This is a genomic window from Nocardia fodinahabitans (genome assembly GCF_052983615.1).
Window position 1 is genome coordinate 259832 of the sequence record NZ_JBRJJC010000001.1, and the last position, 15289, is coordinate 275120.

Here is a 15289-nt window from a genome sequence, read left to right on the forward strand (position 1 = left end):
GTCTATCGACCCGGCCCGTGCCCGAGCCGAACACCGGGGTGGGCCCGGGCACGGTGTGCACGGTCATTCCGGCAGGTCCGGCGACCGTTCACAGCGTGCGGGTCAGCTCGTCCGAGGACTCACGATCCGACCGGACCGGCCAGCGGCCCGGCGCCGCGGTGTAGGCGGGCAGTGCGTCGAACTGCCGGTGCCGTCCGGCGGCAGGACGGATCGCGCGCCGCACCGCGAGGGCGGTCAGCACGCCGAGCAGCGTCAGCCCCACCCACACGAGCCGGTCGGCGCCGGCCGCGCGGGCGAGGTCCAGGATCGCGCCGGTCCCCAGGTTGCCCGCCAGGATGGCCACCCCGACGATCGTGTTGTAGAACCCGTAGTGGGTCGCCACCAGCTTGCCCTCGCTCAGCGACACCACGGTGTCCATCTCGAACGGGAAGACCGCCGCCGTCCCGACCGCCAGCACCGCGGCCGACAGCAGCAGGGCCACGGCCGCGGCCACCGTCCCGAACGGCGCCGCGCCGGGGACCAGCGCGAGCGGGACGAACGCCACGGCCAGCACGCCGACGCCGAGGACGAGACCGCGCTCGATCCCCCAGCGCGCTCGCAACCACGCGGTGATCCGCACCTGACCGGCGACGGCGACCACCCCGGACACCACGAACACCAGCGCGGTCAGCTCCTGCGCGCCGGCGCCCGAGATGGCTCCCGCGTGCAGCGGCAACGCCAGATACACCTGGAACGACAGCACATACGTGCCGCCCATCGCCACCGCGAACGCCACGAACCGCCGGTGACCGGCGATCGTGCGCCAGTCGGTCCACACCGAGGCCGTGGTGGTCACGCCGCAGCGCTGGGGCAGTGCGCACAGCTGCGCCACCGAGAGCACCGCGAACACGGCGGCGGCCGCGGCGGCGGTCCAGCGGAAATCCACGCCGAGCAGGGCGATGCCGACGAGCGGGCCCGCCAGGATGCCCGCCTGATAGAACACGTTGAACACCGCGAACGCCTCGACCCGCCGCTCACCGGCCTCGGCCGCCAGATACGCGCGCACCGCCGGGTTGAACAGCGCGCCCGCGAATCCCGTTGCGGCGGAGGCGATCAGCAGCATCGGCAGCGAGGTGGCGAAGATCAGCGCGGCGAATCCCGCGGTGCGCAGCACACATCCGGCCACGATGAGCGGTTTGTACCCGAGACGGTCGGCCAAGGTGCCGCCGATCAGGAACATCCCCTGCTGCGAGAAGTTCCGGACGCCGAGCACCAGCCCGACCGCCCACGCGGCCAGGCCGAGCGGGCCCGACAGATACCCGGCCAGATACGGCATCAGCATGTAGAAGCCGAAGTTGATGCCGAACTGGTTGATCATCAGCAGTCGCGCCGGTGTGTCGAAACCGGCGAAGGTGCGCAATGTCTTCATGCGCGCACCGGTCCCGTCCCGGCCGCGAGCGTGCCGGGGTCGAGCACCGTCGTGCACCGGGTCCAGGACTCGACCACGCGTTCGGCCGGGTGATCGATCGTGTCGGGATCGGTGGCGGGCGGCCCCGACAGCAAGCCGTGCTCGCGGCAGTAGCCGTCGTTGTAGATCGTGTCGAAGTAGCGGTGCGGGCCGTCGGGGAAGACGGCGACGATCCTGGTCGCCGCGTCGGCGGTCCGGGCGGCCCAGCCCGCGACCAGGGCGACCGCGCCGACGCTCCACCCGCCGGTGGCGTAGTGCGTGGCGGCCAGGGTCCGGCAGGCCCAGACCGCCTCCGCCGGTGCGACCCAGTGGATTTCGTCGAAGGCCCGGTAGTCGACATTGGCCGGGTGGATGTTCGAGCCGAGTCCGCGCATCAGCCGTGGCCCCGCGGGCTGGCCGAAGATCGTGGAGGCCACCGTGTCGACGCCGATCAGGCGCAGATCGGGGAACCGGCGGCGCAGTTCCCTGGCGACACCAGCGGAATGGCCGCCCGTGCCGACCGCGCAGACCAGCACGTCGACGCGCCCGAGCTGGTCGATCAGCTCGTGCGCGAGCCCGGCGTAGCCGTCGGCGGCGTCGGGATTGCTGTACTGGTCCGGGCACCACGCGGTGGGCTCGGCGGCGAGCAGTTCGGCGACCCGGTCCCGGCGCGCCTGCTGCCAGCCACCGGTGGGATGGGCCCGCTCGACCAGGTCGACCCGGGCGCCGAAGGCGGCGAGCATCCGCGCGACGATCGGTTCCAGCCCGGGATCGGTGACCACGGTGACCGGATGACCGTGCCCGAGTCCGGCCAGGGCGAGCCCGAGTCCGAGGGTGCCACTGCTGGATTCGACGATCCGCGCGCCGGGAGCGAGGTCACCGCGCTGCTGCGCCCTACGCACCATGTGCAGGGCGGGACGATCCTTCATCCCGCCGGGATTGAATCCTTCCAGCTTGGCCCAGAACCCCCGGTCGGCGGTGGCCAGCGGCGCCCCCACCCACATCACCGGGGTGTTGCCGACGAGTCCCTGTGGACGCTCGGCGATCGAGGCAACGGTCCGGTCGAGCACGTATTCCTGCATGTCTGTCGCTTCCTGTGTCGGCCGCCGGGCACGACGGCACGGACGAGAACGGGCACGCGAACACCGGCCGTCCACGGGTGTGGCAGGCCTGGCGCTGACCGATCAGCGTCGACAGATGCAGTACCGGGTGAGGATGTCGCGGCCCTGGCGGTACCGCAGGGGCGCGCGCGGCGGGGCGCGCGGGGCCGCGGCCGGATGACCGAGGCCCGCGAGGAGCACGACGACCAGCGCCCCGAGCAGGCCCAGCAGTGGGAGCACGAGCCCGGTATCGGGCGCCGTGGCACCGACCAGACAGTGGTCGGGCAGCGGATGATCGGGCAGGGCGAGCCAGGCCCCGTCGGCGACGGCGGCGACCACGCCGAGCGGCGCCTCCGGGCCGTGGTGGTCGTCGTGATGCACCGTGGTGCAGTCGATCACGAGCGCGCACACGGCGGCCATGATCATGACGAATGCGCACAGCACACCCGCCCGGCGCGACGAAGAACGGTCAGTCCGATGACCCACCGTGCCTCCCTGTCGCTCGTCGCCGGTGACCTACGCCGACCAAGCTACTACGTCATTGCGTTGACACAGGTCAGCGCCGTCGAGCCGGGCGATCCGGGCGTGGTGGCGGCTGAGAACCCGCCCGCCACCCGGCGATCGCGCGGCCGATCTCGGTGACGGGTGGCTCGCCGTAGAGCCATTCGCGGGCCAGCCGATGCCAGTTGGCGCCGACCCGCAACTGACCGAGGGTGGCGAAGGTGAACAGGTCGGCACGCCGGGAGAAGACGTGCTCGGGCGGGAGCAGTTGGCTGCGCATACCCTGGAATTCGACCGAGCGCGGGTCGACGGCGAGCAGGACGGCGCTGGTGGCCAATTCGGGAGTGATGGTGACCTCGTCGTCGAGCAGATGCCACCCGCAGGCCGCCCACACATACGCCAGGCACTCCTCGACGGTGACGCCGGCGGCCGGGTCGATGATGCCGCGCCCGACCCAGGCCGCGTACAGGTCCTCGGGCCGGTTCTCGGCGGCGGCCCGCAGGCAGGAGCGCTCGAAATCGACGTGCTCGGGGTCCATCCGGTTGTAGAGCCCGAAGTCGACGAAGGCGAGCCTGCCGTCCTCGGCGAGCAGCACATTGCCCGGGTGCGGATCGCCACAGAACTCGTTGTCGGTGAACAGGGCGCCGAGATAGAACCGGTAGATCAGTTCGCCGTAGTGGTCCCGGTCCGCGTCGGGCAGCCCCTGCAAGTGCGAGAAGCCGTGGCCCGCGACATATTCGGTCACCAGCACGTTGTGCGAGCAGTGCTCCTCGATCGCGTCGGGCACGGTGATGTAGGGGTGGCCGCGATAGCGCTGGGCGACCCGGTGCTGGGTCCGCGCCTCTCGCAGATAGTCCAGCTCGCTGCGCAGATTGGCGGCGACCTCCTCCAGCACCCCGGTGTCGGCCATGCTCGGCAGAACGGATCTGGCCATCTTGCTGAGGAATTCGAGATTGCCGATATCGGCGTGGACGGCGCGTTCCACGCCGGGGTATTTCACCTTGACCGCCACCACGCGGCCGTCGCGCAGGGTCGCCCGGTGCACCTGACCGATCGACGCCGCGGCGATCGCGGTCTCGTCGAAATCGGCGAAGATTGCCGACAGCGGGCCGAGGTCCTCCTCGATCACCCGGCGCATGGTGGGGAACGCGACAGCGGGCGCCCGGTCGCGCAGCGCCGCGAGCTGGCGGGTGAACTGCGCGCGGTGCGATTCGGGGATGAAGTCGAGGTCGAGCACCGACAGCATCTGCCCCAGCTTCATCGCCGAGCCCTTCATACTGCCGAGCACCGCGACGATCTGCTGCGCGGTCTTCATCGCCGACCGCTCGGCCAGGACCTGCCTGGCCTCCTCGGTGCGCCCGATCATCGACAGCCGCGTCCCGACCCCGCGCACGGTCTGCTCGGCCGCCAGCTGCCCCAGCTTCGCGCCGCGCGCGACGCGCCCCGAGGGCGGTATCCCGGTGGCCGCCATGTCCACCCCCGTCGAGCCGGTCCAGCGTATGTCGCGGGTCACACTACACCGCGGTCGGAGCACCGGCGGACGAACGAAGACCCCGGGTCGCACGGTGGCGACGCCGGGGTCTTCGTGGTTCGTGGTCCGACCGGACGGTTACACGCGTTCCTTGGAGCGGGTGCGCACGCGCAGGGCGATCGGCTTGGAGGTCTCGGCGAAGAAGTCGTTGCCCTTGTCGTCGACGACGATGAAGGCGGGGAAGTCCTCGACGTCGATCTTCCACACGGCTTCCATGCCCAGTTCGGGGTACTCGAGCACCTCGACGTTCTTGATGCAGTCCAGCGCCAGGCGGGCGGCGGGACCGCCGATGGAGCCCAGGTAGAAGCCGCCGTGCTCGTTGCAGGCCTTGGTCACCTGGGCGGAGCGATTGCCCTTGGCCAGCATCACCATCGAGCCGCCCGCGGCCTGGAACTGGTCGACGTAGGAGTCCATGCGGCCCGCGGTGGTGGGACCGAAGGACCCGGAGGCGTAGCCCTCGGGGGTCTTGGCCGGGCCGGCGTAGTAGACGGCCATGTCGCGCAGGTACTGCGGCATCGGCTCGCCCGCGTCGAGGCGCTCCTTGATCTTGGCGTGCGCGATGTCGCGGGCCACGACCAGCGGGCCGGTCAGCGAAAGCCGGGTCTTCACGGGGTATTTCGACAGCTCGGCGCGGATCTCGTCCATCGGGCGGTTGAGGTCGATCTGCACCACGTCGCCGCCGAGGATGTCCTCGGTCTGCTCCGGGAGGTACTGGGCCGGTTCGGTTTCCAGCTGCTCCAGGAAGATGCCGTCCTTGGTGATCTTGGCCAGCGCCTGGCGGTCGGCCGAGCAGGAGACGGCGATCGCGACGGGGCACGAGGCGCCGTGCCGGGGCAGGCGGACCACGCGCACGTCGTGGCAGAAGTACTTGCCGCCGAACTGCGCGCCGATGCCGAACTCGCGGGTGAGCTGGAAGACCTCTTCCTCGAGCTCGAGATCGCGGAACGCGTGGCCGGTGATCGAGCCCTCGGTCGGCAGGTTGTCGAGGTAGTGCGCCGAGGCGTACTTCGCTGTCTTGAGGGCGAATTCGGCGCTGGTGCCGCCGATGACCACGGCGAGGTGGTACGGCGGGCAGGCCGCGGTGCCGAGCGAGCGGATCTTCTCGTCGAGGAACTCGAGCATGCGCTCGGGGTTCAGGACGGCCTTGGTCTCCTGGTACAGGAACGACTTGTTGGCCGAACCGCCGCCCTTGGCCATGAACAGGAACTTGTAGACCGGGTTGTCGGCGTCGCCCTCGGTCGAGTACAGCTCGATCTGCGCGGGCAGGTTGGAGCCGGTGTTCTTCTCGTCCCACATGGTGATCGGGGCGAGCTGGGAGTAACGCAGGTTCAGCGTGGAGTAGGCGTCGAACACACCGCGGCTGATCCACTCGGCGTCGTCGACCCCGGTCAGCACGCCTTCGCTCTTCTTACCCATCACGATCGCGGTGCCGGTGTCCTGGCACATCGGCAGCACGCCGCCCGCGGAGATGTTGAGATTCTTGAGCAGGTCCAGCGCGACGAAGCGGTCGTTACCCGAGGACTCCGGGTCATCGATGATCTTGCGCAGCTGGCGCAGGTGCGCGGGGCGCAGGTAGTGGCTGATGTCGTGGATCGCCGTCTCGGTGAGCAGCCGCAGCGCTTCGGGCTCGACCTGCAGGAAGGTGCGCCCGTTGTGCTCGAAGGTGCTGACCCCCTCGGTGGTGAGCAAGCGGTACGGCGTGTCGTCGGCGCCGATCGGCAGCAGATCGGAATAGCGGAACTCCGGCGCGGTCACGAATCGCACTCCTCGGGTGGCTGGTCACAAAGCACTCGGCAGCCTATCGACCACCCGCGTCCACCTGCTGGTTAGGCAACCCTATGTGACGTAAGCCAGACGCCTGAACCAAGATCGAGGTTGCACGTTCAACCCAAACGGTGCTACCCATTCTCCCGAACGGTGGCGGGGCGTGCGCCGTTCCAATCCGAAGCCTGCACCGGAGAATCTGGAGCTCGATCGTGACCGATCCACAGTGGCTCGATGATGTCGAAATGCGCGCCTGGCTGGGCTATGTCCGAACCCGCGACCTGATCGCCGCGGCGATCGGGCGTGACGCGGGCCGGGCGGCCGACCTCAGCTGGGTCGAGTACTCGGTGCTCGTGTACCTCGCCGACGCGCCGGGACAGCGGCTCACCTTCGCCGATCTGGCGGGCGCGCTGGAATGGTCGCAGAGCAGGCTCTCGCACCAGATCACGCGCATGCAGAAGCGCGGGCTGGTGATCAGGGAGACCATGCCGCACGACCAGCGCCGCACCGTCGCCCGCCTGACGACCGCGGGCGGCCAGCTGCTCACCACCGCCGCGCCCGCGCACGTGCGCAGCGTGCGACGGCACATGATCGACGTGCTCGACCGTGGTCAGCTGGCTGCCCTGGCCGAGATCTACGACGTGCTGATCAACCATCACCGCAGTGCGGCAGGCGGATTCGATCCCACCGGACGGGGCAGCGCGGCCGCCAGGGCCGAGCCGGCGCCGGATCCGGCCTGATCGCTACGACCCGGTGCTGCCGCCGGAATCGGGACGGCTGGTGCCGAGTCCGCCGCGCTGGACCGTGCCGCCGGAGTCCGGCACGCCACGGTCGTAGACGCCGGTGCCGGACGGCCGGAGGAAGCTGCCCGCGGCCAGCGCGACGGCGGCGCCGATCGCGGGGTACACCAGAGTGTCCGTGTGCTGGTACCAGAAGTTCTTGTATCGGCTGTCGGCGGTGTCGCACTGCCCGTCGGCCACCCGGGTCGACGAGGTGGTGTCCACACAGATCCCGACGGCGGTCGGCTGCGCGGGCGCGCTGGTGGTGGGCCGGACCGACGTCGTGGTCGTGGGCCGGGCGGCCGTCGTCGGCCTGGCCGTGCTCGTCACCGGCGGTTTCGCCGAGGTGGTCGCCGCGCGATGCGCGGGCGTCCCGGTGCCGCAGCCCGCCGACACCAGCGCCAGTGCCACCACGGCGGGCAACGTGCAGGACACACTGCGCGACTTCATGATTCGGGCACGCCGACGCTCGCCCGGTACTCCCCCACGCACGAATCCCCCTCGATTCCGACGACCCGCCGATCTTAACGGCGCACCGGGTCACCCGTCCCGCGAACGACACCGGCGACGGACCTCGACGCTGCCGAGGTCCGTCGCCGGTGAGCCGCTACTGCTGGACGAGATCCGCTGTGGTGAGCGGTCGTTCGAGGTCGGCGGGCACGCCGAGGGCCCGTTCGAACCCGGCGGGCACGATGATGTCGCCCCGGTCGAGATCGGCGATCGAGGTCTTGCGCAGACCCAGCAGCGCCGAATCGATACCGCCGCGCAGGATGTCGAGCACGTTCTCCACGCCCGCCTGGCCGTTGGCCGCCAGGCCCCACAGGTAGGCGCGGCCGATCAGCACCGCGCGGGCACCGAGGGCCACGGCCTTGACGACATCGCTGCCGCGGCGGATGCCGCCGTCGAGGACGACCTCGATCTGGTCACCGACCGCGTCGGCGAGCACCGGCAGCGCCCGGATAGCGGCCGGGGTGCCGTCGAGGTTGTTGCCGCCGTGGTTGGACACCGAGATGCCCGCCACGCCCGCGTCGACGGCACGCAGCGCGTCGTCGACCCGCATGACGCCCTTGAGCAGCACCGGACCGTCCCACTGGGCACAGATCCAGGCGACGTCGTCCCAATCGGGCGCGGGGGTCTGCATCCACTCGCCGTAGGCGCCGAAGAAGCCGGGCGCCGCGCCGCCGCCGACGGCCATGTTGGGGGCGGTGAGGTCGGGAATCGAGCCCGAGCGCAGGTAGGTGGCGAGCCAGCGCGGGCGCGCCAGGGTCTGCGGCGCGAACTTCATCATGGTGCGCAGGTTCAGCGATTCCGGGATCACCGGGCTGCCCCAGTCGCGGCCGTGCGAGAACGACCAGTCCAGGGTCAGGACGAGCCCGACCGCGCCCGCCGCCTTCGCCCTGGCCATCCGCTCGAGGATCTGGTCCTTGTTGCCACACCAGTACAGCTGGAACAGCGTGGCCGGGTTGGCCGCGATGACCTCTTCGATCGGCTTGCTCGCGAACGAGCTCAGGCCCATGGCGATGCCGCGCGCGGCCGCCGCCCTGGCCACGGCGACCTCACCGTCGGGGTGCACCGCCTGCACGCCGGTGGGCGAGATCAGCACCGGCATCGAGACCTGCTGGCCGAGCACGGTGGTCGACTGGTCGCGCTCGCCGATCGGGCCCGCGCAGTGCGGGGCGAAGCCGAGTTCGGTGAACGCGGTCTGGTTGTCCTCGATGGTCTGGCCGCGTTCGGAGCCCGCGATCAGCGCGCCGTACACCGATTTCGGCAGGCGCTTGCGGGCGCGGCGCTGCGCCTCGGCGACGGTCTCGAACCAGGGATTCATCGACGTGATCCTTCCTCAGGAACCTGGGGCCACCAGCGGCCCAGGTCTGCCAGCAGTGCGGTCGTTGCCGCGTTCAGCAGCGCGGCGCCTTCGCCTGCGCTCGACCCGGTGGGGTCACCGAGAATTCCGTTGGGGCTCACGGCCCGGACGCCGCCCGCGCGCAGCAGCGGCAGCAGTTCGGCCAGCGGGCGCCGGTCCCCCGGCGCGGCCAGCTCGGCGCGCACCAGAGCGGGCGTCAGCGCGAGCTGGATCGAGGTCTCGGTGCGGCCCGCGTGCGGGTCGCCGCCGTAGCCGGGCGAGAACAGGCGCACGTCGCGCGACTCCGCGCGCAGCAGCGCGACCGCGCGCCGCAGCGCCTCGACATTGCCGCCGTGCCCGTTCACCAGCACGATCCGGTCGAAGGTGTCGGTGGCCGACCGGCACAGCTCGACGACCAGCAGTTCCAGCGCGGCCTGCCCGATCGACAGGGTGCCGGCGAACCCGGCGTGCTCGCCGCTGGCGCCGTAGGGCACCGCCGGGGCGACCAGCACGTCCGCGCGCTCGGCGGCGGCCCGCGCGCAGAGGGCGGCGGCGATGTCGGTATCGGTGGACAGGGGCAGGTGGGGGCCGTGTTGCTCGGTGGCACCGAGCGGGATGACCAGGATCACCCCCGCGGCGGCACATGTGCCCGCCTCGGGCCATGTGAGGTGGGCCACGAACATGGTTCCGACATTAACGACAGTCACTGACATAATCAAGGGGTCGGGATTCCCTACTCTGTATCCATGCCAGCCCCGTCCCCGCGCGCTCATCGCGGCCGCCCGCCGCGCACCACGCGCCGCGAACTCGAAGTCATCGCGATGCGATTGTTCGCCGAGCACGGCTTCGACGACATCACCGTCGAGCGCATCGCGGCCGAGGCGGGCGTCAGCGAGCGCACCTTCTTCCGGTACTTCCCGAGCAAGGCCGAAGTGCTGTGGCATCAGTTCGACAACGAGGTCGCCGACCTGCGCGACGCGTTCGCCGCGGTACCCGACGACGAGCCGATGATGGCGGCGGTGCGCCGAATCGTGGTGGCGGCCAACAGATATCGTGCCGAGGACATCCCCGAGCTGCGCACCAGGATGCGGCTGGTCTCCGGCGTCCCCGCGCTCTCGGCGGGCGCGGGCGCGCACTATGACGCCTGGGAACGCGCGGTCGGCGAGTTCGCCGCCCGCCGCCTCGGCACCACCGCGGGCGACCTGATCCCCCTGGCCGTCGGCCGCACCACGCTGGCGGCCGCGCGGGCCGCGTTCGACGCCTGGCTCGAACGCGGCGACACCGATCTGACGAGCTATCTGGACCGCGCGCTGCGGGCGCTGGAGCGAGGGTTCGCCCCGGAGTAGCCCGCGCCCGCGGAACAACCGACACGTTTGGGCGGCATCCCGGATGGGGTATGAGTAGGCTCGAGCCAAGCGCGCGGTGCGCACCAGAAAAAGACCCGTCGAAAGGGGCAGGAGTTTTCATGTCCGAGGTGTCCATGAGTCTTTCGGCGGATTCGCTGCCGGCGCGCCCGGTAGACAACTTGCTGCCGCAACTGGTCGAGCACCTCCGGCAGAACCGCACCGGACTGCGTGAGGAGTGGGCACGGCGCATCACCGAGGCCGAGCTGCTGACGGCCATGACCCCGGAGGAGATCTTCTCCGAGGCCACGTCGATGTACGACAACTACGTCGAGGTGCTCGTCACCGGTAGCGTCGAAGCGCTGCAGGCCTACGCACGCGACCTGTCCGAGCGCATCATTCCGCGAGGCGTCGAGACCGACGAGGTCCTCGGTATCGTGCTGCTCCTGCGCGACGTGCTGGCCCGCTCGCTGTTCGAGAAGTACCAGGCCGACTTCGACCTGCTCAACCAGGTCCTCGATGCCTACGAACCGGCCGCCAACCGCATCGCCAGCACCGTGGCCATCTCGTTCGTGCAGGAGCGCGAGCGCGTCATCCGCCAGCAGCAGGAAGCCATCCGCGAGCTGTCGACCCCGGTGCTCCAGGTGCGCGAACAGCTGCTCATCCTGCCGATCATCGGCGTGCTCGACTCCCAGCGCGCCCGCCAGCTCACCGAGCAGCTGCTGCGCGCCATCCGCGCCAACCGCGCCAAGGTCGTCGTCATCGACATCACCGGTGTGCCCGCCATCGACTCCGTGGTGGCCAACCACCTCGTGCAGACCGTCGACGCCTCGGGTCTGATGGGCGCCAACGTCATCATCACCGGCCTGTCCTCGGAGATCGCGCTCACGCTGGTGACCATCGGCCTGGATCTGTCGAAGATGAACGCGGTCGGCGACCTGCAGGGCGGCATCGAAGAGGCCGAGCGCCTGCTCGGGTATGAGGTCTCCCGGGTCACCGAGCGCTTGAGCGAACGAGACGGACGCTGAGCTAGCCACCATGCCGGTACCCATTCTCAAACAGGGCACGTTCCTGATCGCCTCGGTGCAGTCCGCCCTGACCGACAGCGACACCGAGCGGCTCCAGGACGACCTCATGAAGCAGGTCAGCCGCTATCGGGCTACCGGCATCGTCGTCGACGTCACCGCGATCGACGTGATGGACTCCTTCGCCGCGCGCTCGTTGCGCACCATCGCGCACATGACCCAGCTGCGCGGTGCCGAAACCGTCATCGTCGGGCTGCAGCCCGAGGTCGCGTTCGCGATGGTTCAGCTCGGCCTGACCTTCGAGGACATGCACACCGCGCTTGATCTGGAGGAAGGCCTCGCGTGGCTGAACCGCCTCCCCAGCAGGCGACGAGACGGTCGTGACAGTGGCCGCTGAGCAGGTGGCCATCGCGGTCAAAGTCTCCGAAGACATCGTCACCGCACGCCAGGCCGGACACGAGCTGGCCGCGGCCCTGGGTTTCACCCTCACCGACCGCACCATGATCTCCACCGCGATCTCGGAGATCGCGCGCAATATCACCAGCTACGCGGGCAGCGGCGAGATCCGGTTGCTCGTCGACCTGCGCGACGGCCGACGCTCCCTCGTCGTGCAGGCGGAAGACCAGGGACCGGGCATCCGCGATATCGGGCGCGCCCTGGAGGACGGCTACTCCACCGGCCGCGGACTCGGGCTGGGCCTGCCCGGCGCGCGCAGGCTGATGGACGGCCTCACCGTCGATTCCGCCCCCGGACGCGGGACGTTGATCGAGATGTGGAAGTGGGTACCCGACGGTGCATGAAGACGGGATCATCGGCCGCACGGAATGGTCGACGGCCGGTCGGGCACTGCCCGGGCAGGACGTCTCGGGTGACCGCGCCGTCATCCTCGACACCGGTGACGGCGGGGCGCTGTTCGGCGTGCTCGACGGGCTGGGGCACGGCGCGGCCGCGGCCGACGCGGCCGACCGCGCGATGGTCATCCTGGCCGAGAACCGCGGCGAACCGCTGGACGTGCTGATGGTGCTGTGTCATCGCGCAATGGTCGAAACCCGCGGCGCCGCGGTCTCGCTGGCCCTGATGGGACCGGGCGAGACGCTGCAGTGGCTCGGGGTCGGCAATGTCGAGTCGCGGCTGCTGACGCTCGGCCCGGCCGGCCCGGAACTGCGGGCGACCATGCTGCTCACCGGCGGCATCGTCGGCTACCGGCTGCCCTCCCACCTGCAACCCCAGACCCTGCCGATCCGGCCCGGTGACCTGCTGCTGATGGCCACCGACGGCATCGTCTCGGTCGGCCCCGAGTCCATCGATCTGGCCCGACCGGCCACCCAGATCGCCGGCGACCTGCTCGCCCGCGACGCCAAGGACACCGACGACGCCTTGGTCCTCGCGGCCCGTTTCCGCGGAGCTCGTCCATGAGAGGTTGCCGATGAGCGCTGTCCTGGCCGCATTTCTCGACGACTACTCGGCTGCCTTACGCCGTCACGTCGCCGCGCCCGGCCAGGCGGGCCTCACCGAGGGCTACGACCTCGGCAGGCGGGCCCTCGTCGAGGGCATCAGTCTGCTCGACCTCACCGAGAACCACTTCCGGGCGGTCGCCGCGTACACCGGCGACGCGACGGATTCGCGCAGCGCCGAGGTGGCGCTGGAGTTCCTGCTGCAGACGATGGCCGCGCTCGACATCGCCACCCGCGGCTATCTCGACGGCACCCGCCGCTATGAGCAGCAGCGTTCGCGCGCCGAGGATCTCGCGGGCCGCGATGCCTTCCGCGCCGCGCTGGTCGAATCGCTGCAGGACGGGTTCTTCGTCGCCGACGACCACGGCACCATCGTCGAGGTGAACTCCGCCTTCGGCGTGCTCACCGGCTACGGCGCGGACGCGGTGCCCTACCCGGTGCCGCATCCGTGGGCTCTGCCTGATCGGACGGGCTACCCCCAGATCGGTACGGAGGCATCACGTTTCGTGATGCCGGTGCGTCATCGCGACGGCCGCGAACGCTGGCTGGCGGTGAGCGCGAGCTCGCTGGTGAAGCAGGAGAACAACGAGCAGATCTTCGTCGGCACCGTGCGCGACGTGACCGCCGAACACGATGCGCAGGCCCGCGATCAGGCGGCCTCGCGGCTGGCGACCGCCGTGGGCGCGGCCACCAGCATGGTGGAGGTGCTCGAGGTCGGACTCGACGAATTGCGCCGGACGATGGGCGCGCGGACCGCGCTCGTGGCGGTGTGGCCGAGCCGGACCGGGCAGCCGGACGTGTATTCCTGCGGCGAGCCGCCGACCGGCGCACCCGAGGCCACCGAAAATATCGAGGGCACACCGCAGTTCGTCGCCGCACCGGTCTCGGGACCGACGGGACGGGTCGTCCTCGACGAGGAGATCCGAGCCCTGGTCGATCGGGCGCGCAGGCAGCCCGCCCGCGGCCTGTCCGCGATCACCGGCGAGGACGGCGGGGTGGACGCCGTGGTCGCGCCGCTCGGGGAGACCGGCGACGCGGCACTGTGGGTGCGCTTCGGCGCGCCCCGCGCGATCAGCGCCGCGGACTGGGCCCTGTATTCGCTGCTGGTCGGCCATCTCAGCGTCGCCCTGCAGCGCGCCCGCAACTTCGACCAGGCGCGCGCGACCTCGCTCACCCTGCAGCGCGCGATGCTCGGCCCGATCGAGCTGCCGCCGCGCTTCTCGGTGCACTACGAGCCCGCGTTGCCGCCGCTCGAGATCGGCGGCGACTGGTACGACGTGGTGCCGCTGCGCGACGGCACCATCGGCGTCGTGGTCGGCGACTGCGTCGGCCGTGGCCTGTCGGCCGCCGTCGTGATGGGCCAATTGCGCACGGCCGCACGGGCATTGCTGCTGCGCGGCGCCGGTCCGGCGCAGCTGCTTGCCGAGCTCGACGCGGTCGCCGCCCGGATTCCCGGCGCCATGTGCACCACGGTGTGCGCGGCGGTGCTCGATCCCGAGCGCGGGATGGTCCGCTACTCCAACGCCGGTCACATGCCGCCGATCCTCGCCCCGCCCGGCGGCACCGGCCGGGTGCTCGAGGGCGGACGCGCGGTGCCGCTGGCCACTTTCGACACTCCGCGCAGGCCCGAGGCCACCACGGCGCTGCCACCGGGCGCGACGCTGGTGCTGTTCACCGACGGCCTGGTCGAGCAGCGCGGCTACGACATCGAAGAGGGCTTCGTCAAGATCGCCGGCGTGCTCAGCGAGACCGGGGCGGCGCTGCCCCGCGATGTCGCCGACGCCGTGCTGTCGCGGCTGTGCCCGCCCGCGGGTTACGACGACGACGTCGCCATGGTCGTCTACCGCCAGCCGCCGGAACCGCTGCATCTCGACATCCCCGCCGCCGCGGCGGAATTGACCGGACTGCGGCGCAATCTCTACCGCTGGTTCGCCACCGCCGCGGTCCCGCACGATCTCGCCGCCGACCTCGTCGCGGCCGCCAACGAGGCGTGCAGCAACAGTGTCGAGCACGCCTACCGCGACACCGAGCCCGGCCGGGTCACGCTCACCGCCACCTGCGAGGGCGACCGGGTGGTCATCGAGGTCACCGATTCCGGCCGCTGGATTCCCACCCCGACCGACCCCGGCTATCGCGGGCGCGGCGTGGAGATGATGCGGGTGCTCACCGAGGACCTGGAATTCGGCCACGACGAGAAGGGCACCCGGGTCCGCATGTGGGTGACGCTCCCGTCGATCACTTTCCCCACCGCCAACCCGCTGCGCGGATCGACGCGACCAGCCGGGCAGGCAGCCAACAATACGTTCCGATAACGTCCGGCGGACGCGCCGCAACAATGGCTGTCCCGACCACCCCGCCATGGACGGAGAGCAATGGGCCGAAAACGTCGGCCCATCGACGGCTACTGCACCCCGAATACCGCCGTGACCTGCAAATTCGAAACTCCGATAACGAATATTTAGCCGGCCTACAAATCCTTGTACGCGCAAAACCCGGTTTGCTACGGTGTGGATGCGTTTCCAC

At 70.6% G+C, this 15289-nt stretch carries 15 protein-coding genes; 7 read left to right on the top strand and 8 right to left on the bottom strand.

Annotated elements, in window-relative coordinates; genetic code table 11:
- Positions 1-88 precede the first annotated feature (88 nt).
- From NV348_RS01225 to NV348_RS01245, 5 genes are all read right to left on the bottom strand, one after another.
- Complete coding sequence (locus NV348_RS01225) at positions 89-1408, bottom strand: MFS transporter (protein WP_447145272.1); 1320 nt, start codon at positions 1406-1408, stop codon at positions 89-91.
- Complete coding sequence (locus NV348_RS01230) at positions 1405-2508, bottom strand: PLP-dependent cysteine synthase family protein (RefSeq protein WP_447145273.1); 1104 nt, start codon at positions 2506-2508, stop codon at positions 1405-1407. Before NV348_RS01230 ends, NV348_RS01225 begins: the two co-directional genes overlap by 4 nt.
- A 102-nt stretch (positions 2509-2610) precedes the next feature.
- Positions 2611-3012, bottom strand: coding sequence for a putative copper homeostasis (lipo)protein LpqS (gene lpqS, locus NV348_RS01235; RefSeq protein WP_447145274.1), 402 nt, complete (start codon positions 3010-3012; stop codon positions 2611-2613).
- A gap of 70 nt (positions 3013-3082) precedes the next feature.
- Positions 3083-4498, bottom strand: coding sequence for an AarF/UbiB family protein (locus NV348_RS01240; protein WP_447150899.1), 1416 nt, complete (start codon positions 4496-4498; stop codon positions 3083-3085).
- 138 nt (positions 4499-4636) lie between these two features.
- Positions 4637-6313 carry a fumarate hydratase gene (locus tag NV348_RS01245; protein WP_447145275.1) on the bottom strand — a complete coding sequence of 559 codons (1677 nt, stop codon included), beginning with the start codon at positions 6311-6313 and terminating at the stop codon, positions 4637-4639.
- Positions 6314-6534: 221 nt separating this feature from the next.
- Between NV348_RS01245 and NV348_RS01250 the strand changes: the two genes are divergently transcribed.
- A complete protein-coding gene (locus NV348_RS01250) occupies positions 6535-7062 on the top strand; it encodes a MarR family winged helix-turn-helix transcriptional regulator (RefSeq protein WP_447145276.1) in 528 nt (175 codons plus the stop codon).
- Between the two features lie 3 nt (positions 7063-7065).
- Here the strand turns inward: NV348_RS01250 and NV348_RS01255 are convergent, their stop codons facing one another.
- The 3 genes from NV348_RS01255 to mftE form a co-directional block, all read right to left on the bottom strand.
- Positions 7066-7551, bottom strand: a complete 486-nt coding sequence (locus NV348_RS01255; protein WP_447145277.1) for a hypothetical protein — start codon at positions 7549-7551, stop codon at positions 7066-7068.
- A 157-nt stretch (positions 7552-7708) separates the two neighbouring features.
- The gene (gene mftD, locus NV348_RS01260; RefSeq protein WP_447145278.1) at positions 7709-8926 is read right to left on the bottom strand and encodes a pre-mycofactocin synthase MftD; all 1218 of its coding nucleotides are present in this window, start codon (positions 8924-8926) and stop codon (positions 7709-7711) included.
- The gene (mftE, locus tag NV348_RS01265; protein ID WP_447145279.1) at positions 8923-9627 is read right to left on the bottom strand and encodes a mycofactocin biosynthesis peptidyl-dipeptidase MftE; all 705 of its coding nucleotides are present in this window, start codon (positions 9625-9627) and stop codon (positions 8923-8925) included. Before mftE ends, mftD begins: the two co-directional genes overlap by 4 nt.
- Positions 9628-9690: 63 nt before the next feature.
- Between mftE and mftR the strand changes: the two genes are divergently transcribed.
- The 6 genes from mftR to NV348_RS01295 all read left to right on the top strand — a co-directional run bounded on the left by mftR (position 9691) and on the right by NV348_RS01295 (position 15078).
- Positions 9691-10290: a mycofactocin system transcriptional regulator MftR gene (mftR, locus tag NV348_RS01270; protein WP_447145280.1), complete on the top strand. Its 600-nt coding sequence runs from the start codon at positions 9691-9693 to the stop codon at positions 10288-10290.
- Between the two features lie 119 nt (positions 10291-10409).
- Complete coding sequence (locus NV348_RS01275; RefSeq protein ID WP_218719715.1) at positions 10410-11315, top strand: STAS domain-containing protein; 906 nt, start codon at positions 10410-10412, stop codon at positions 11313-11315.
- 10 nt (positions 11316-11325) lie between these two features.
- The gene (locus NV348_RS01280) at positions 11326-11709 is read left to right on the top strand and encodes an STAS domain-containing protein (protein WP_218719716.1); all 384 of its coding nucleotides are present in this window, start codon (positions 11326-11328) and stop codon (positions 11707-11709) included.
- Positions 11699-12112 carry an ATP-binding protein gene (locus NV348_RS01285; RefSeq protein WP_447150900.1) on the top strand — a complete coding sequence of 138 codons (414 nt, stop codon included), beginning with the start codon at positions 11699-11701 and terminating at the stop codon, positions 12110-12112. Before NV348_RS01280 ends, NV348_RS01285 begins: the two co-directional genes overlap by 11 nt.
- A complete protein-coding gene (locus NV348_RS01290; RefSeq protein WP_447145281.1) occupies positions 12105-12728 on the top strand; it encodes a PP2C family serine/threonine-protein phosphatase in 624 nt (207 codons plus the stop codon). The genes NV348_RS01285 and NV348_RS01290 overlap by 8 nt, the downstream gene beginning before the upstream one ends.
- Before the next feature lie 10 nt (positions 12729-12738).
- Complete coding sequence (locus NV348_RS01295; protein WP_447145282.1) at positions 12739-15078, top strand: SpoIIE family protein phosphatase; 2340 nt, start codon at positions 12739-12741, stop codon at positions 15076-15078.
- The last annotated feature ends 211 nt before the right edge of the window (positions 15079-15289 follow it).